The following is a 17842-nucleotide window of genomic DNA, read 5'->3' as shown; positions in this document are numbered from 1 at the left end:
GAACCAATCAATAGCCACTCGTCAGTCGCTCATGAAGAATCTGTTTCTCGCTTTCAGAGATAAAAGCACCATTAACTGCATTATGATTCAATTGTTCCATATCCGCATAGGTAATACCGTACCATTCGTGAAGTTTCATAAATTCATCTGTTAAAGTTGTATCAGATACAGTTCGATTATCTGTGTTGATACAAATATTAATACCGTTATCCAGAAATAATCGGAAAGGATAATCTGCCAAGTGAGTAACGGTTTTTGTTTGAAAATTGCTTGTAGGACACATTTCGATTAACGTGTCTTTTTCCTGTAACAATGAAAAATATTCTGGTGTGTCTTTCAGTGCAATTCCGTGACCGATTCGTTTAGCTCCTAAATGAACAGCATCCGCAACATTTTTTCCGCAACCGCATTCCCCAGCATGGAGCGTTAGAGGGATATTCAATTGATTGACTAGTCCTAACGTTTCTTCAAAAGTATAGGGTGGGAAATCTAATTCATTTCCAGCAAGATCAAAACCTACAATCCCGCTTTTTTTAAATTCTTCAGCTAAATGAACAATTTTTTCGATTTCATTCAGTTCTTCGTGGCGCATGCCGCATAATAGAGCATTACTTTTTACACCAAATTCTTGCTGTCCTTGCTCAAGACCAGCTAAAACAGCGCTAACTATTTTAGGTAAAGAAAGTCCTTTTTCAGTGTGGAGAGAAGGTGCAAAACGAACTTCGATATAATGGATGTTTTCTTCGGAAGCTTGACTGATCACATCAAAAGCTGCAGCTTTTAAAGCTTCCTCAGTTTGAAGACAAGTTAAAACTAAATCAAATCGTTGTAAGTAGTCAGCCAGGCTTTGACAATCTTTTGGTGCGATCAATTGCTCTTTTAATTGGTCATTATCAGCTGGTAGGGAAATCCCTTGTTTTTCAGCTATTTCTTGTAATGTTTCTGGACGGATAGAACCATCTAAATGACAATGCAACTCAATTTTTGGTAAAGATTTAACAAGCTCACGCTTCACAGTATCAACCTCGCTTTTTTATAGAGTGATGTTGTTGCACTCAATAAGTATTTTGAAGACTTTAACATGCTGAGTGGTCTCTGTCAATAAGAGGAAGGCAAGTCTATAAATAAGTGTAGTTTTTTCGTACGTTTTAAAGTAAAATAGACCAGTAGAAAACGATCATTTTTTGATTAGTTATTGGAGGTCTTTTTGTGTTAGGAGTAGGACTATTATTTGTAGCGATCACGTTGATCAGCAACGGTTATTGTGGTTTGGCTGGAGTGGATAAAAAATCTACAGGCTTGATCAATTTGTTTACAGGAAGTCTATCGTTTATCATCAATACGATTTATTTGTGGCGAGGGGCCTATTATGATGCTGGAACGGGCTATCTATTTGCATTCACCTATTTAATGGTTGGGATGATTTACGTATTTAACTTAGACATGCGTGTCTATGGAATATTTGCTTTGTTTGTTGCGGTAAATACGATTCCAGCAGCTTACATTTCTTACACGGTAGATGGTGATTGGCGCTTTGCTTTAATTTGGTTATCTTGGGGAATTTTATGGCTGACTGGGTTTATTGAATATGTATTGAAAAAAGAAATTGGCAAACCTGTGCTATATTTTGCGATTTTTGAAGGGATTGTGACTTGCTGGATTCCGGGGCTTTTGATGTTGACAAATAATTGGTAAAAACACTTATGAGGCAAAAGCAGATCTGTTCTAAAAAACCTTCCAGCGTTTCCTTATTAAGGACTTGTTTCATGGATGTGAAGACTTTTTGTCGACATCGTCAGAAAATAAATAGAGGCTAAAATGCAAACGTATAAAGCGTTTTAGCGGTTACTAGTACAACGCTGAGTAAGTTACGCTATTCTATTGTGATTAATTCTGCTAAACTAAAGTCATTCGGTAAGTATTTTTGAAAACGTTGACATGGTTGGTAGGTCTTGTCAATAAAGGGAGAATGAAGTATGAAGTTGACGATTAAAGAAATCGCAGATATGGCAGGTGTATCAGTAACCACAGTGTCTCAAATTATGAATAACAAAGGTAGCCGCTTCAGTGAACAAACGAGAAAAAAAGTATTGGCCGTTGTTGAAGAATATGATTACAAGCCAGATTATTTTGCTTCCAATATTATCACACGGCATTCAAAGACAATAGGAATGGTCGTCCCTGATGTGACTGACTTTTTCTTTGCTAAAGTGATTGAAGGGGTAGAAACGCATCTGAATTCGTTAGGATATATGATTTTACTGTGCAATTCTAAGCATGATGAAGAGAAAGCAACGCAGTATGTTACGGAACTTGTTCATCGTTCAGTTGACGGAATTATTTTTGCAACGCCTAATATATTACCGGCCAATCATATTTTGCGAAACAAAAGTAAACGAAAAGTTCCGGTGATTCTTGTTGATCGCGGTATCAATCCTCGTGAAAACGGGCGGCTTATTGTGAAAGAATATGAGGGCGCTTACCAAGCGGTCAGTGCCTTGATTGAGCAAGGACATCAGCATATTGGTATGTTGACTGAAAATGAGGGTTATTACCAGCTAACAGAAAGAGTGACCGCTTATCAACATGCCTTAAAAGATCACGATATTCCTGTAAGAGAAAAATACATGTGTAGCGGAGACTTGAATTTAGGCGGCGGCTACTTAGCGGCTAAAAATGTTTTAAAAAATCCGAGGATTACAGCTATTTTTTGTGGAAATGACGAAATGGCGATGGGGGCTTATCAAGCAATCGAAGAATGTGGCAAGAAAATTCCAGATGATATTTCTGTTATCGGGTTTGATGGCTTGGAAATTTCTGAATATTTAGTACCAGGATTAACGACTGTTTATCAACCGAGTTTTGATATTGGCTTTTACGCAGCACAGTTTTTAGTGGAAGCAATCAACCATCCAGGTAAAAAAATACCGAATAAAATTTTTGATACAACATTTATTTTAAGAAATAGCACGAAATCGATTGACAAGTTGGTCGATTTGATTTAATGTTCGTGTTATAAGCGGTTACATTTTATGTAAGCGTTAGTAAACTGTTTTACTAAAAGGTTTTAACCTGAATGATTTTAGTGTATAATACATCCTTGGGGATTGATTCGGAGGAAAAAAGCATGAGAATGGTAGATTTGATCGAGAAAAAACGTGATGGACAGGTTTTGACAGACGAAGAAATACAATTCATTATTTCCGGTTACACCAAAGGGGATATTCCGGATTATCAGATGAGTGCGTTTTTGATGACTGTTTTTTACAAAGATATGACGGATGAAGAAATTACGACCCTGACACTGGCTATGGCCAACTCAGGTGAAATGATTGATCTTTCATCTATTAAAGGAATCAAAGTGGATAAGCATTCAACAGGTGGTGTAGGTGATACAACAACCCTGATTTTAGCTCCTTTAGTTGCCAGTGTTGGCGTAAGTGTGGCTAAAATGTCTGGCAGAGGACTTGGTTACACAGGTGGCACAATTGATAAATTAGAAGCTATACCAGGTTTTCATGTAGAATTACCAGATGAAGAATTTATTCGTTTAGTCAATGAAAGTAATGTAGCGGTTATCGGTCAATCGGGTGATCTAGCTCCAGCAGATAAAAAACTATACGCATTACGTGATGTGACGGCGACAGTTGATTCGATTCCATTGATTGCCAGTTCCATTATGAGCAAGAAAATAGCAGCCGGTGCCGATGCAATTGTATTAGATGTAACAACTGGCGAAGGCGCTTTTATGAAAAATATCGACGAAGCACGCCGCTTAGCTGAAACAATGGTTCGGATCGGTCGTTTAGCTAACCGTCAGACAATGGCCGTGATTTCTGACATGTCTCAGCCATTAGGTGAAGCGATCGGTAACAGCTTGGAAGTTGTTGAAGCAATCGAAACACTGCAAGGTAAAGGCCCAGAAGATTTAATGGAAATGTGCTATATCTTAGGTAGTCAGATGGTTGTTTTAGCGAAAAAAGCTGACACATTAGAAGAAGCTAGAGCGATGTTGAAAGACGCTTTAGAAACAGGCAAAGCATTAGCTAAATTCCGTGAAATGATCAGTAATCAAGGTGGAGACGCCAGTATCATCGATCAGCCCGAGAGCTTATTGACAGCCAAGTATCAAATAGAATTGCCTGCAAAAACATCAGGTGTCGTACAGAAAATTGTTGCAAATGAAGTTGGTATTGCAGCGATGATTTTAGGGGCAGGACGTGCAACTAAAGACGACTCGATCGATCATGCAGTAGGCATCAAGCTTCATAAAAAAGTTGGCATGCCAGTAGAATCTGGTGATTCATTATTGACTATTTATTCAAATTCAGACTCAATTGAAGACGTAAAAGAGCTTTTATATAAAAATATCGAAATCGGCAGTTTCGCAACTGAACCTGAGTTGATTCATGATATAATAACAGCATAAAGGATGTGTAAAAAATAATGGAATTAAATCAAATGATTGACCACACTATTTTAAAAGCAGATGCACAGGAAGAAGATATTTTGCGAATTATTGAAGAAGCTAAGAAATATGAATTCTTCTCAGTTTGTATCAATCCATGTTGGGTTGCCTTAGCAAAAGAACACTTAGCTGGAACATCTGCGGATGTTTGTACAGTAATCGGTTTTCCTTTAGGAGCTAACACATCAGAGGTGAAAGCATACGAAGCAACAGATGCGATCAACAATGGTGCAACGGAAGTTGATATGGTCATTAATGTCGGCGCATTAAAATCTAAGCAATATAAAAAAGTTTTAAAAGATATTCAAGCGGTCGTTGATGCAGCAAAAGGCAAAGCCTTAGTTAAAGTAATCATCGAAACAGCTTTACTAACAGATGAAGAAAAAATCAAAGTTTGTGAATTAGCAAAAGAAGCAGGTGCAGATTTTGTTAAAACATCAACTGGTTTTTCAACAGGCGGCGCCACAGTTGCAGACGTTAAATTAATGCGTGAAACAGTTGGTCCAGATATGGGTGTCAAAGCTTCAGGCGGCATCCATAATGAAGCAGAAGCAAAAGCCATGATCGATGCAGGCGCTACACGTATCGGAACAAGTGCTGGAGTTGCAATCATGGAAGGCGCTACAGGAACAGGTTATTAATCTAATGAAGAAAGTGGCGGACAAATGACAGCAAAACAAGAATGGATCACTATCGCAGATAATGCGTTAGCCAAAGCGTATGTACCTTACTCTCACTTTCCAGTGGGGGCGTGCCTAGTGACAAAAGCAGGCAATACTTACCAAGGCGTCAATATTGAAAATGCGTCATATGGATTGACGAATTGTGCAGAACGGACGGCAATATTCAAAGCTGTTTCAGAAGGCGAGCATGAGTTCCAACATCTAGTCATTACAGGGAAAACACCTGAACCGATATCTCCGTGTGGTGCTTGTCGACAAGTAATGGCTGAGTTTTGTGCGCCTGATATGCCAGTCACATTAGTTGGTGAACATGGTGTTACAAAAGAAACGACAGTAGGAGAATTACTGCCTTACGCGTTTACTGAAAAAGATCTATGAGATCTAGCTACATGAACCAAATCTCTCGCCAATTAGACAAAATGTCTTGATACAAGGCGAACGAAGAGATCGTGGGTTCAATGATTATCTTGTTTCATTCAGTCATCCGGCTGTTGAAAATATAAAACTATTTTAGGGGGCTTTACAGAGATGAAAAAAGCAAAATTATTTGGTTTTGGCTTGACTGCATTAGCGTTAACAGTTGCATTAGCAGCATGTGGCGGCGGTAAAAAAGATTCAGCAGGTGGAGATTCAAAAGGCAGTGGCAAAGACCATAGCGTAGTAGTAATTACCGATATCGGCGGGGTGGATGACCGTTCATTTAACCAATCAGCTTGGGAAGGATTACAAGCTTGGGGGAAAGAACATGATTTGAAAAAAGGCGCAGACGGTTTTGATTATATTCAATCAAACGATGCATCTGAATATGTAACAAACATCGATACAGCTGTATCTAACGGCTTTAAAACAGTATTTGGAATTGGCTATCTATTAGCAGATTCAATCACTACAGCAGCTGATGCTAATCCGGATACACAATTTGGTATCATTGATAGTGTTATTGAAGGGAAAGACAATGTCGTTTCTGCGACATTTAAAGATCAAGAAGCTTCATATTTAGCAGGTGTAGCTGCAGCATACACAACTAAAACAAACACTGTTGGCTTTATTGGTGGAGAAGAAGGCGCGGTTATCGATCGTTTTGAAGCTGGCTTCCATCAAGGTGTGATCGACACAGCCAAAGAATTGAAAAAAGACATCAAAGTTGAAGTTGAATATGCAGCTTCATTCGGTGATCCTGCAAAAGGTAAAGCACTAGCTGCCTCTATGTATCAAAAAGGCGCTGACATTATTTTCCACGCTTCCGGCGGTACAGGACAAGGTGTTTTCCAAGAAGCTAAAGATTTAAACGAAACTGGTTCGAAAGATAAAGTTTGGGTTATTGGTGTAGATAGTGACCAAGACAAAGAAGGTAAATACAAAACTAAAGACGGTAAAGAAGATAACTTTACGTTAACATCAACGCTTAAAGGCGTAGGTGCTGCAGTACAAGATATTTCTAATCGTGCATTAGAAGATAAATTCCCTGGCGGCGAACACTTAGTTTACGGTTTGAAAGACGGCGGTGTAGACTTAACAGATGGTTATCTATCTGACGAAGCCAAAGCAGCTGTTGAAAAAGTAAAAGAAAAAATCATCGCTGATGAAATCAAAGTTCCAGAAGCACCAAAAGATGTAAAAGAATAATAGTTTCTGCTTAGCGCTGCACCAGTAGCAGCGCTAAGATTTTAAAGAAAGAAAACGAATCAATTGTTCCAGATGCCTTCGTTTTCTTTCTTTAAGAGCCTAAAAGCTGCTTATTTAGAAGTACCGTATTAATAGATTGATGCAAGTGATTAAATCGTTAGGATGTGAAAAATGTGGCTCAGGAAAACTTTGTAATTGAGATGCGCAATATCACTAAGCAGTTTGGGACATTTAAGGCCAATGATAATATCAACTTAACTGTCCGGCCTGGAGAAATCCATGCTTTACTTGGGGAAAACGGCGCAGGAAAATCCACCTTGATGAATATTTTATCTGGTTTATTAGAACCAACATCAGGGGAAATATTTATGAATGGTTCAAAAGTATCAATTAATGGACCGACTGCGGCAAATCGTTTAGGGATCGGGATGGTTCATCAACATTTTATGTTGGTAGACGCATTTACTGTGACCGAAAATATTATTTTAGGTAGCGAACCGACGAATGCTGGCGTGTTGGATCGTAAAAAAGCAACAGCTGAAATCAAGCGAGTGTCTGAACAATATGGCTTATCAGTAGATCCGAGTGCTTATATTCGTGATATCTCTGTCGGTGCACAACAACGCGTGGAAATTTTGAAAACGTTGTATCGTGGTGCAGATGTTCTTATTTTTGATGAACCGACAGCTGTATTGACGCCTCAAGAAATAGATGAGTTGATCGAAATCATGCGTGGACTTGTTCAAGAAGGTAAATCGATTATCTTGATCACACATAAGTTAGATGAAATCAAAAAAGTAGCGGATCGTTGTACGGTCATTCGCCGTGGTCAAAGTATTGATACAGTGAATGTCAAAGACGTATCTTCACAACAATTAGCGGATATGATGGTAGGACGTTCTGTTTCATTTAAAACAGAAAAGAAACCTGCAGAGCCTAAAGATGTGGTTCTTTCTATCAAAGATTTAGTTGTGAAAGAAAGCCGTGGATTAGAAGCTGTAAAAAGTCTTAGTTTAGATGTTCGTGCTGGCGAAGTTGTTGGTATTGCCGGAATTGATGGTAATGGTCAAACTGAACTGATTCAAGCCTTAACTGGATTGAGAAAATCAGAAAGCGGTTCAGTTGAATTACATGGTAAATCAATTACAAACAAGCACCCACGTGAGATTACAGAATCTGGTGTTGGTCATGTGCCGGAAGACCGTCATAAATATGGGTTGATTTTGGACATGACATTAGCAGAAAATATTGCATTACAAACCTACTATAAAAAACCACTAAGTAAAAGTGGTGTTTTGAACTACAATCAAATTAATTCATATGCACGTAAATTGATCGAAGAATATGACGTACGGACGACGAATGAGTTAGTTCCAGCTAAAGCACTTTCTGGCGGGAACCAACAAAAAGCAATTATTGCTCGTGAAGTGGATCGGAATCCTGATTTATTGATCGTTGCACAACCAACTCGTGGCTTAGATGTTGGCGCAATCGAGTACATCCATAAACGTTTGATCGAACAACGAGATAAAGATAAAGCAGTTTTATTGGTTAGTTTTGAGTTAGAAGAAATTTTAAACGTATCAGATCGGATCGCAGTTATTCACGCTGGTAAAATTGTCGGGATCGTTGATCCGAAAGAAACGACTGAAAATGAATTAGGTTTACTGATGGCGGGCTATTCATTGGAAGAAGCGAGAGCCGAATTAAGTCAAAAGGTAGGTGAGGCAGTTGAATAATCGAGCAGAAAAGCTACGTAATATTTTAGTTCCTATTTTATCGGTATTGATGGGATTTATTCTTGGAGCAATTATTATGCTTATTTCTGGGCAAGATCCGATTGCTGGGTATCAAGCGATGTTGCAAACTGCTTTTCAAAGTCCAAAAAGTATTGGAGAAATTTTTGTAACAGCAGGACCGTTGATTTTTACAGCGTTAGGATTTGCGGTAGCAAACTCTGCTGGATTCTTTAATATTGGTCTTTCAGGACAAGCTTTATGTGGTTGGGTAACAAGTATTTGGGTAGCGTTGTCTATGCCGGATGCACCGCGTATGGTCGTATTACCTTTAGCTGTACTGGCTGGTGCCTTAGCAGGAGCGGCAGCTGCTGCGATTCCTGGATTTTTACGTGCTTTCTTTGGTACGAGTGAAGTAATCGTTACGATTATGTTGAATTACGTTTTTCTTTACACAAGTACCCATATCGTGAATAATGTGATGTCAGCAGACGTTTTGGGCACCAACAAAGGTGTAACAAAAATAGTTGGAGAAAATGCTAGTTTGCGGACAGCTTTCTTAAAAGAACTAAGTAGTGGTTCACGTTTGAATATTGGTATTTTTCTTGCACTTATTTTCTTAGTATTAATTTGGTTCCTTATGAAGAAAACAACATTAGGGTATGAGATTCGTTCTGTTGGGTTAAATCCTTTTGCCTCTGAATATGCTGGGATGAGCAGCAAGCGGACAATCGTGATGTCAATGGTCATCTCAGGAACGTTAGCTGGTTTAGGCGGTGTAGTTCTTGGGTTAGGAACATTTGGAAACTTCTTTGTCCAAGGTTCTTCATTAAGTATTGGATTTGACGGAATGGCTATTTCCTTATTGGGAGCAGGCAGCTCAGTCGGAATATTCTTATCAGCAATTCTTTTCAGCGTATTGAAACTGGGCGGGCAAGGAATGCCGCTTCGTGCAGGTGTGCCAATTGAATTAGTTGATGTCGTGATTGCTGCGATCATCTTCTTTGTAGCAATCAGTTACCTTATTCGCTTCTTACTGGCAAAAGCTTCTGGTAGCAAAAAAGAAGTGGCAGTGGTTGAAGAATTAGTAGGGAAATCAGATCCGACGAGTCAAGAAGGAGGAAAAATCTAATGGATATTGCATTAATCGCTGTATTGGCGCCGATTATTACACAAACTTTGGTTTATTCAACTCCTTTGGTTTTTACGGCTTTGGGCGGGACATTTTCCGAGCGTAGTGGTATTGTAAACGTAGGACTAGAAGGAATCATGGTTATGGGTGCATTTAGTTCAGTTGTCTTTAATTTGACGTTTGCTGAAACTTTTGGCTCAGCAACACCGTGGCTTGCTTGTTTAGTTGGTGGTGTGGTCGGCATGCTCTTTTCTTTGCTTCATGCAGTTGCTACAATCAATTTAAGAGCAGATCATATTATTAGTGGGACTGTAGTCAATTTAATGGCACCAGCTTTAGGCATTTTCTTGATTAAAGTAATTTATGGAAAAGGTCAAACAGATACGATTACAGAATCGTTTGGTTACTTTTCATTTCCAATCTTGAAGGATATTCCGATTTTAGGGGATTTATTCTTCAAGCAAACAACATTGCCAGCTTTTGTGGCAATTCTAGTCGCTATTCTTTCTTGGTTTGTATTGTTCAAAACGCGCTTTGGTTTGCGCCTTCGTTCAGTAGGTGAAAATCCTCAAGCAGCAGATACACTTGGTATCAATGTTTATCTAATGCGTTATTCTGGTGTGTTGATTTCTGGATTTTTAGGCGGTATCGGCGGAGCGGTCTTTGCTCAAACAATTGCTGGTCGCTTTGCGGTTACAACAATTGCTGGACAAGGATTTATTTCAATGGCCGCAATGATTTTTGGTAAATGGAATCCACTAGGTGCGATGGGAGCCGCTTTATTCTTCGGTTTTGCTCAAAACATCAGTATTGCTGGATCGAACTTGCCAGTGATTTCATCAATTCCAGCGGTTTATTTACAAGCAGCGCCATATGTTTTGACAATCCTTGTGCTAGTCGTGTTCTTAGGTAAAGCCTCTGGACCAAAAGCAATCGGGAAAAATTATATCAAATCAAAATAAATAATTTAAGTATAAAAGGGCGGGCTATGGGAAGTAATCTTAAGTCATGCCCTTTTTATTAATAGTAACTATATCAAAGAAAGAAGGATGGATTATGTTTAAACGTGTTCATTTAGTTGTTATGGATTCAGTCGGAATCGGAGAAGCACCAGATGCTGAAAAATTTGGCGATGTTGGCAGTGATACATTAGGTCATATCGCAAAAGAAGCAGGTTTAACAATTCCTAATTTAGAAAATCTTGGTCTAGGAACGATTGCACCTCTTCACAATGTAGAAGCGGTTGCTGACCACAAAGGTTATGCGACGAAACTAGAAGAAGTTTCTGTAGGAAAAGACACAATGACTGGACACTGGGAAATCATGGGCTTGAACATTCAAAAACCTTTCCGCGTCTTTCCAGATGGATTTCCAGAAGAACTATTAAAACAAATTGAAGAATTTTCAGGACGTAAAATTGTATGTAACAAACCATACAGCGGCACAGCTGTTATTGATGATTATGGCAAACACCAAATGGAAACAGGAGACTTGATCGTTTATACATCTGCTGATCCAGTGTTGCAAATCGCAGCTCACGAAGAAATCATTCCTTTAGAGGAATTATATCGTATTTGCCAGTACGTCCGTGATATTACCAAAGATGAACCATATATGATTGGTCGTATTATTGCACGTCCATATCTTGGTGAACCAGGCAACTTCACTAGAACAAGTAACCGTCATGACTATGCGCTAGATCCATTTGGTCATACTGTTCTTGATTCATTGAAAGAAAATGGCAAAGAAGTGATCGCTGTTGGAAAAATCAACGACATTTTCAATGGTCAAGGAATCACAGATTCTGTCCGCACGAAAAGTAATATGGACGGTGTAGATCAATTGCTTAAAGTGATGAAAAAAGATTTTGAAGGATTAAGTTTCACTAACTTAGTTGATTTTGATGCCTTATATGGTCATCGTCGTGATGTAGTTGGTTATGCTCATGCAATCGAAGCATTTGACCTAAGACTTCCAGAAATCATTGATGCAATGGAAGAAGACGATCTGCTAATGATCACAGCAGACCACGGAAATGATCCGACTTTCCCTGGAACTGACCACACAAGAGAATACGTTCCATTATTAGTTTACAGTAAAAAAATGAATGGACAAGGTAGTCTGCCCCAAGGTCATTATGCAGATATTTCAGCAACTGTGGCCGAAAACTTTGCTGTTCCGAAAACAGAAAACGGCGAAAGCTTTTTAAATAAACTGGTATAGGAGAGAAATTATGACAAAACTAAGTGAGATGTTAAAAGAGACAACAGCATTTTTAAAAGAAAAAGGTGTTGGTGAAGTTGATTTTGGTTTGATTTTAGGCTCTGGTTTAGGTGAGTTAGCCGATGAAGTAGAAGATGCTATTGCTATTCCATTTTCAGAAGTTCCTCATTTTGCGGTGTCAACAGTTGTTGGACATGCTGGTAAGTTAGTTTACGGTACACTTTCTGGAAAAAAAGTGTTAGCGATGCAAGGTCGTTTCCACTATTATGAAGGTCATTCAATGCAAAAAGTGACGTATCCAGTGCGTGTGATGGCAGCAATTGGTGCACATTCAATCGTTGTAACTAATGCTGCTGGTGGCGTAAATCAAAACTTCACCCCAGGAAACTTGATGTTAATCACAGATCATATCAACTTTACAGGTGATAATCCATTGATTGGTGAAAATGACGAAGCGATGGGACCACGTTTCCCGGACATGAGTCGTGCTTATACACCAGCTTATTTTGAAGTAGCGAAAAAAGTAGCGAAAGAACAAAATGTAGAGTTGCAAGAAGGTGTCTATATGGGCTATTCTGGTCCGACTTACGAAACACCAGCTGAAATCCGCATGTCTCGTGTAATGGGGGCAGATGCAGTGGGGATGTCGACGGTATCAGAAGTCATCGTTGCAGCACATAGCGGCTTGAAAGTTTTGGGGATTTCATGTATCACGAACTTAGCTGCAGGTATGCAAAGCAGCTTAAATCATGCGGAAGTTGTGGAAACGACTGAGCGTGTCAAAGCTCAATTTAAAGAATTGATCAAAGCAACATTAGCTGAACTATAAAAGTTTTATTACAAAGGAGAAAAAATATGAGTGTTCATATCGAAGCAAAACCAGGCGAAATAGCAGATAAAATTTTATTACCAGGAGATCCATTACGAGCAAAATATATTGCTGAAACATTTTTAGAAAATCCGGTATGCTACAATCAAGTACGTGGGATGTTGGGTTATACAGGAACATATAAAGGTGAACGAGTTTCAGTTCAAGGGACAGGGATGGGCATGCCATCTGCAACGATTTATGCTCATGAATTGATTAATTCTTATGATGTGAAAAAATTGATCCGTGTCGGCACTTGCGGTTCGATTTCTGAGAAAGTACGTGTTCGTGACTTAGTTATCGCGCAAGCTGCGGCGACACCTTCTTCAATGATCCGTAATGATTTCCCGAAATATGATTTTCCGCAAATTGCTGATTTTGATTTGTTGTTGAAATCTTATACTGTTGCAAAAGAAAAAGGCTTTAATACTCATGTAGGGAATGTTTTATCAGATGATGTTTTCTACAAAGATAGTATGGATGGCGTTTTTGAGTTAGGCAAATTAGGCGTGTTGGCAATCGAAATGGAAGCAGCAGCTTTATATTATTTAGCAGCTAAATTTGATGTACAAGCATTAGCGATCATGACAGTTAGTGACAGCCTAGTAACCGGCGAAGAAACAACCGCCGAAGAACGTCAAACAACATTTAACGATATGATCGAAGTCGGTCTTGAAACAGCAATCAACAGTTAATAAAAATAAGTAGTTAAACAGCTCCTGATTCTAGACGGAGCTGTTTTTATACTGTGATTTGATTGAGTGGAAGTAAAGGGTTGTTTTTCTTGACACTCTTTTTTGATGAACTATCATAGAGTAAGAAACCTAACTTGAATGGAGGAAGAAAAATTGGATAATTTTAGATTTTATGTACCGACAGATATTCGTTTTGGGAAAGATCGTTTAGTAACAGAGTTAACAGATGTACTAGACGTATATGGTAAAAATGTATTGCTCGTTTATGGTGGAGGTAGTATTAAGAAAAATGGTTTATACGATCAAGTCATTGGTCTGCTGGAAAAAAATCAAAATAAAATTGTTGAATTGAGCGGCGTAGAGCCTAATCCTCGTATCGAAACCGTTCGTCGTGGTGTAGCGTTGTGTCGCGAAAATGAGATCGATGTTATCTTGGCTGTAGGCGGTGGCTCAACAATCGATTGCTCCAAAGTGATTGCAGCAGGTTTTTATAGTGATGAAGACCCGTGGGAAGTCATAGCAGGACGCAAAGGATTTCAAGGTGAGGCACTACCGATTGTTACGATCTTAACTTTAGCAGCAACGGGCAGTGAAATGAATGTTGGCGCTGTGATCACAAACTTAGCAACAAACCAAAAATTAGGTGTTGGTGGACCGGCAATGATGCCGAAAGTTTCCTTCTTAGACCCGACCCACACATTTAGTGTGCCGGCTTATCAAACAGCAGCAGGTTCCGCTGACATACTGAGTCATTTATTCGAAAGTTATTTCAACATAACGGAAGGAACAGATGTACAAGACTTTGTTTCAGAAGGACTGATGCGCGCGGTCATTAAGAATTGTCCGATTGCACTTTCTACACCTGACAATTATGATGCCCGTGCCAATTTGATGTGGTCAAGTAGTTTAGCGTTGAATGGTTTGACGAGAAACGGCAAACATGGCGCTTGGTCATGTCATGCCATGGAGCACGAATTAAGTGCTTTTTATGATATTACTCATGGAATCGGTCTGGCTATTTTGACGCCACGTTGGATGAACTATGTTCTTTCTGAACAAACGGTGACGAAATTTGCTCAGTTTGCTCATAATGTTTGGGGAATTGTTGAAGAAGATCCAATGCTTGCAGCGAAAAAAGGAATTCAAGCAACCTATGATTTCTTCCAAGCTTGCGATATTCCTATGACATTACCAGCTGTTGGGATCGACGAAGAGAAATTTGAAGAGATGGCCAAACAAGCGGTAGCCCACAGTACCATCAAAACAGATGCCTTTGTTCCATTAACTGAATCAGATGTTGAAGCGATTTATCGTGCATGTTTAACTGAATCTAGTTTTGTGTAACTAAAATGAACTACTTGAGAAGAGGATAATTCTATGAAGCAATTGTTTGATGAAACGTATTCCGAAAACCGGACGCTTTGGTATGCTTATTTTAAAGATATAGAACAACCAGATTTAGTTGAAATGATCAGTCAGATTATTCGAACCGACTTGAAAGCATCGACTGATGTTCTGGCTACAAGCTGGATATTTTACCGTGAAGAGTTGCAAAAAGATGCACTAGAAGAGGAAGTAAGATCCTCGATTATGGTACGTTTGGTGGATGGACAATATTATGTTCACTATAATATGTCTGATTTTGAATTTGTAACGCAGCGAGAAGCTATTGACAATTGGCTACAACATTTAAAAGCAGATTTAGAAAAATAAGTAAAAAAGACTCTTGAAACTGTAAAGTTTCAAGAGTCTTAATTTTTTATAAGTAGTATTTTTTAGCTACTGTTAGGTCATCGTTTAATTCATAAACAAGTGGTTGACCTGTTGGGATTTCAAGATCCATGATATCTTCATCTGAAATACCTTCGATATGTTTTGCTAAGGCACGTAAAGAGTTACCGTGAGCTGCTACTAAAACAGTTTTGTTGTCTAGTAAAGCAGGCGCGATTTCGTCTTGCCAGAATGGCAAAGCGCGTTCTAGAGTAACTTTTAAGTTTTCTCCACCAGGAATATCGCGTTGGTCTAACATTGCATAACGACGATCGTTTGCTGCAGAACCTTCATCAGTTGCTTCCATCAATGGAGGTAAAGTATCGTAAGAACGACGCCAAATGTGTACTTGGTCATCTCCATATTTTTCAGCAGTTTCTTTTTTGTTTAAACCTTGTAATTTACCATAATGACGTTCGTTCAAGCGCCAAGATTTGATTTGAGGAACCCATAATTGATCTGAGTTTTCTAAAAGTAAGTTACATGTTTTGATAGCACGAGTTAATACAGAAGTATAAGCTACATCAAATTCAATTCCAGCTTCTTTGATTTTGCGTCCGCCTTCGATTGCTTCTTCAACACCTTGTGGTGCTAAATCTACGTCAGCCCAACCTGTAAATTGATTCAACGCATTCCATTCACTAAGTCCATGACGAGAAAATACTAATTTTGGCATGTATAGCTCTCCTTTGAGTTGTAGTTTCTGAAACTTTCATTTCCTTTTCTATTGTACACCGTTTTAAAATAGATTTCCATTGTAAATTAGTAAAAATTACTGAAAGCGACGGTTAAATGAGTTTGTTTCAGTCAGCTGTTGTAGTGAAAGTATTCAAAAAGGAGAGGGCAACTAAAACGATGCGCTCTCCTAGATAGGGTTTCTATTTGATTCTCATTAATCTTCAGTGATCTTAGCAATATCAGCTTCAGATAAATTGATGTATTTATAGCAAGTGCCAACCGAAACATTGCATTTTGAGGAAATAAACTGGATCGTTTCCTTTTTATCATGATATAAATGCCGGATTTTTTTGACCGTTCGTGCATCTATCTTAGGTCGACCGCCGATTTTTCCTTTTTTTCGAGCATTGTTCAATCCGATTAATGTACGCTCCTTAATCAGATCACATTCCATTGTTGCTAATCCATTCATTAGTTTAAAGTAAATCTCTCCCATAGGATGTCGGGTATCGATCTCCTCATCAAGGCTGACTAAATGAATACCGGAACCTTTGAACATTTGAGTTAGCTCAGTTAGTTGACGAGTAGAACGGCCTAAGCGGTTTAACCGGCAAATAACTAAAGTATCTCCTGCAGTTAGACTGTTGAGAAGTGTCTCCAACTCAGAAACAACTTGATTGTCATTAGTAATATCAAAAGATTCTTGATAAATATCATCACAGCCAAAGTCAGACAGTACTTTTATTTGTGTATCTAAGTCAGTATCAGTAATTGTGGTACGTGCATAACCAATTATTTTCATCGTTCGTCCTTTCTAGTAAAAAAAGTATATAGGATACTAAAAATGTAGCATATAAATGGACGAAATGATAGTTGTTTTTTTATCTTTTTTTAATGTTCTTCTTCTTTTTCAAATCCTATTCAAATAATTCTTTATGCTGGAACATTAATTGTTTTAGGACCGTCTTCTCCGCCGACGATTACAGTTGAAACGATGTTAAGGAACAAGCCATGTTCAACAACACCGACTAATTGGTCTAAATAAGCACCTAAAGTCATAGGGTCAGCGATTTCTTCCAAGTGAAGATCGATGATATAATGACCGCCGTCTGTAACTAAAATGTCTCCAGCAGGCGTTGTGCGTAAAATAGGAGCAAACCCTTTTTCTTCAAATAAATGAACCAATTGTTGACTACCATAAGGAATGACTTCAACAGGCAATGGGAATTTACCAAGTTTTTTAACTAATTTAGATTCATCAACGATCCAAATACATTGTTTTGAATAGGTCGCTACGATTTTTTCAAATAATAAAGCAGCCCCTCCGCCTTTGATTCCTTGGAAATCCTCACTGATCTCATCTGCGCCGTCGATCGTCAAGTCGACATACGGAACTTCATCGATCCCTTTTAAAGGAATACCTAATTCTTGCGCTTGACGCTCGGTTTCTTTTGACGTTGTAACACCGACGATCGATAAACCTTCTTCTTTCACACGTCGACCAATTTCATCAACCATAAATTTTGCAGTAGATCCAGTTCCTAGACCTACGATCATACCATCTTTTACATATTTTGCCGCTTCGATTCCTGCCATTTGTTTAAGATTCATCAGCTTGTTCGCCCCTTTCGAATAATCAAAGATATTGTACCTTTAAACGAAAAAAAAAGATAGAATGATTTGGTAAAATGACGATTTTCTACTATACAAGTGTTCAGTTAGTAAATGAGGCGAAAAAAACAGTTGTTTTACTGAAAAAAAGACGATAAACGGTTGACAGACCGTAAATACCATGATATCCTAGCGAAGGTGCTTTATCTACAGGTCTCTCGTTGGAGACGTGCTGACTGTCTATCGAAGCATATTTGATAATGAGTGCAGAGATTGCATTATTTTTTATCGCTAAAAAAGAACCACCTGGATGTGTGGGACTAGATGCGAAATGAGGAAGGAGGAAACAAGG

General features: G+C 38.7%; 18 protein-coding genes. 14 read left to right on the top strand and 4 right to left on the bottom strand.

The window, feature by feature from the left end; all coding sequences use genetic code 11:
• Positions 1-7: 7 nt before the first annotated feature.
• Positions 8-1015, bottom strand: a complete 1008-nt coding sequence (gene add / locus JZO69_RS13635) for an adenosine deaminase (protein ID WP_207113394.1) — start codon at positions 1013-1015, stop codon at positions 8-10.
• 194 nt (positions 1016-1209) lie between these two features.
• Here add and JZO69_RS13630 point away from each other — a divergent pair, with 194 nt between their 5' ends.
• The 14 genes from JZO69_RS13630 to JZO69_RS13565 all read left to right on the top strand — a co-directional run bounded on the left by JZO69_RS13630 (position 1210) and on the right by JZO69_RS13565 (position 15144).
• Positions 1210-1695, top strand: coding sequence for an AmiS/UreI family transporter (locus JZO69_RS13630; RefSeq protein ID WP_207113393.1), 486 nt, complete (start codon positions 1210-1212; stop codon positions 1693-1695).
• Positions 1696-1976: 281 nt separating this feature from the next.
• Positions 1977-3005, top strand: a complete 1029-nt coding sequence (locus tag JZO69_RS13625; protein WP_207113392.1) for a LacI family DNA-binding transcriptional regulator — start codon at positions 1977-1979, stop codon at positions 3003-3005.
• A gap of 122 nt (positions 3006-3127) precedes the next feature.
• Positions 3128-4429 carry a pyrimidine-nucleoside phosphorylase gene (locus JZO69_RS13620; RefSeq protein WP_207113391.1) on the top strand — a complete coding sequence of 434 codons (1302 nt, stop codon included), beginning with the start codon at positions 3128-3130 and terminating at the stop codon, positions 4427-4429.
• Positions 4430-4446: 17 nt separating this feature from the next.
• Positions 4447-5109, top strand: coding sequence for a deoxyribose-phosphate aldolase (gene deoC, locus JZO69_RS13615; protein WP_207113390.1), 663 nt, complete (start codon positions 4447-4449; stop codon positions 5107-5109).
• Between the two features lie 24 nt (positions 5110-5133).
• Positions 5134-5529: a cytidine deaminase gene (locus JZO69_RS13610; protein ID WP_207113389.1), complete on the top strand. Its 396-nt coding sequence runs from the start codon at positions 5134-5136 to the stop codon at positions 5527-5529.
• 150 nt (positions 5530-5679) lie between these two features.
• Positions 5680-6777 carry a BMP family lipoprotein gene (locus JZO69_RS13605; RefSeq protein ID WP_207113388.1) on the top strand — a complete coding sequence of 366 codons (1098 nt, stop codon included), beginning with the start codon at positions 5680-5682 and terminating at the stop codon, positions 6775-6777.
• Between the two features lie 173 nt (positions 6778-6950).
• The gene (locus tag JZO69_RS13600) at positions 6951-8516 is read left to right on the top strand and encodes an ATP-binding cassette domain-containing protein (RefSeq protein WP_207113387.1); all 1566 of its coding nucleotides are present in this window, start codon (positions 6951-6953) and stop codon (positions 8514-8516) included.
• The gene (locus JZO69_RS13595; RefSeq protein ID WP_207113386.1) at positions 8509-9645 is read left to right on the top strand and encodes an ABC transporter permease; all 1137 of its coding nucleotides are present in this window, start codon (positions 8509-8511) and stop codon (positions 9643-9645) included. Before JZO69_RS13600 ends, JZO69_RS13595 begins: the two co-directional genes overlap by 8 nt.
• Positions 9645-10607 (top strand): ABC transporter permease, encoded by a 963-nt coding sequence (locus tag JZO69_RS13590; protein ID WP_207113385.1) that lies wholly within the window; start codon positions 9645-9647, stop codon positions 10605-10607. Before JZO69_RS13595 ends, JZO69_RS13590 begins: the two co-directional genes overlap by 1 nt.
• A gap of 94 nt (positions 10608-10701) precedes the next feature.
• The gene (gene deoB / locus JZO69_RS13585; protein ID WP_207113384.1) at positions 10702-11868 is read left to right on the top strand and encodes a phosphopentomutase; all 1167 of its coding nucleotides are present in this window, start codon (positions 10702-10704) and stop codon (positions 11866-11868) included.
• A 10-nt stretch (positions 11869-11878) separates the two neighbouring features.
• Positions 11879-12697, top strand: a complete 819-nt coding sequence (locus tag JZO69_RS13580; protein ID WP_207113383.1) for a purine-nucleoside phosphorylase — start codon at positions 11879-11881, stop codon at positions 12695-12697.
• Positions 12698-12723: 26 nt separating this feature from the next.
• Positions 12724-13431 (top strand): purine-nucleoside phosphorylase, encoded by a 708-nt coding sequence (gene deoD / locus JZO69_RS13575; protein ID WP_207113382.1) that lies wholly within the window; start codon positions 12724-12726, stop codon positions 13429-13431.
• 138 nt (positions 13432-13569) lie between these two features.
• The gene (locus JZO69_RS13570) at positions 13570-14775 is read left to right on the top strand and encodes an iron-containing alcohol dehydrogenase (protein ID WP_207113381.1); all 1206 of its coding nucleotides are present in this window, start codon (positions 13570-13572) and stop codon (positions 14773-14775) included.
• 33 nt (positions 14776-14808) lie between these two features.
• Positions 14809-15144: a hypothetical protein gene (locus JZO69_RS13565; protein WP_207113380.1), complete on the top strand. Its 336-nt coding sequence runs from the start codon at positions 14809-14811 to the stop codon at positions 15142-15144.
• A 46-nt stretch (positions 15145-15190) separates the two neighbouring features.
• On the opposite strand, the gene gpmA is transcribed toward JZO69_RS13565, so the two are convergent.
• The 3 genes from gpmA to rpiA all read right to left on the bottom strand — a co-directional run bounded on the left by gpmA (position 15191) and on the right by rpiA (position 17490).
• Positions 15191-15877, bottom strand: a complete 687-nt coding sequence (gene gpmA / locus JZO69_RS13560) for a 2,3-diphosphoglycerate-dependent phosphoglycerate mutase (protein WP_025869861.1) — start codon at positions 15875-15877, stop codon at positions 15191-15193.
• A gap of 216 nt (positions 15878-16093) precedes the next feature.
• Positions 16094-16681, bottom strand: a complete 588-nt coding sequence (locus JZO69_RS13555) for a recombinase family protein (RefSeq protein WP_207113379.1) — start codon at positions 16679-16681, stop codon at positions 16094-16096.
• 131 nt (positions 16682-16812) lie between these two features.
• Positions 16813-17490, bottom strand: a complete 678-nt coding sequence (gene rpiA / locus JZO69_RS13550) for a ribose-5-phosphate isomerase RpiA (RefSeq protein ID WP_207113378.1) — start codon at positions 17488-17490, stop codon at positions 16813-16815.
• Between the last annotated feature and the right edge of the window lie 352 nt (positions 17491-17842).

Origin of the sequence: Candidatus Enterococcus ikei (assembly GCF_017316105.1) — a bacterium.
Lineage (GTDB): Bacteria > Bacillota > Bacilli > Lactobacillales > Enterococcaceae > Enterococcus_L > Enterococcus_L ikei.
The sequence above is the reverse complement of the archived record's forward strand: the minus strand, read 5'-3'. Positions and strand labels throughout refer to the sequence as shown.

Coding starts and splice junctions, on each gene's coding strand:
- JZO69_RS13625 (WP_207113392.1), top strand. CDS start 1,977: ATGAAGTTGACGATTAAAGAAATCGCAGATATGGCAGGTGTATCAGTA.
- deoC (WP_207113390.1), top strand. CDS start 4,447: ATGGAATTAAATCAAATGATTGACCACACTATTTTAAAAGCAGATGCA.
- JZO69_RS13610 (WP_207113389.1), top strand. CDS start 5,134: ATGACAGCAAAACAAGAATGGATCACTATCGCAGATAATGCGTTAGCC.
- JZO69_RS13565 (WP_207113380.1), top strand. CDS start 14,809: ATGAAGCAATTGTTTGATGAAACGTATTCCGAAAACCGGACGCTTTGG.
- JZO69_RS13605 (WP_207113388.1), top strand. CDS start 5,680: ATGAAAAAAGCAAAATTATTTGGTTTTGGCTTGACTGCATTAGCGTTA.
- JZO69_RS13570 (WP_207113381.1), top strand. CDS start 13,570: ATGGAGGAAGAAAAATTGGATAATTTTAGATTTTATGTACCGACAGAT.
- deoD (WP_207113382.1), top strand. CDS start 12,724: ATGAGTGTTCATATCGAAGCAAAACCAGGCGAAATAGCAGATAAAATT.
- deoB (WP_207113384.1), top strand. CDS start 10,702: ATGTTTAAACGTGTTCATTTAGTTGTTATGGATTCAGTCGGAATCGGA.
- JZO69_RS13555 (WP_207113379.1), bottom strand. CDS start 16,681: ATGAAAATAATTGGTTATGCACGTACCACAATTACTGATACTGACTTA.
- JZO69_RS13590 (WP_207113385.1), top strand. CDS start 9,645: ATGGATATTGCATTAATCGCTGTATTGGCGCCGATTATTACACAAACT.
- JZO69_RS13620 (WP_207113391.1), top strand. CDS start 3,128: ATGAGAATGGTAGATTTGATCGAGAAAAAACGTGATGGACAGGTTTTG.
- rpiA (WP_207113378.1), bottom strand. CDS start 17,490: ATGAATCTTAAACAAATGGCAGGAATCGAAGCGGCAAAATATGTAAAA.
- gpmA (WP_025869861.1), bottom strand. CDS start 15,877: ATGCCAAAATTAGTATTTTCTCGTCATGGACTTAGTGAATGGAATGCG.
- JZO69_RS13580 (WP_207113383.1), top strand. CDS start 11,879: ATGACAAAACTAAGTGAGATGTTAAAAGAGACAACAGCATTTTTAAAA.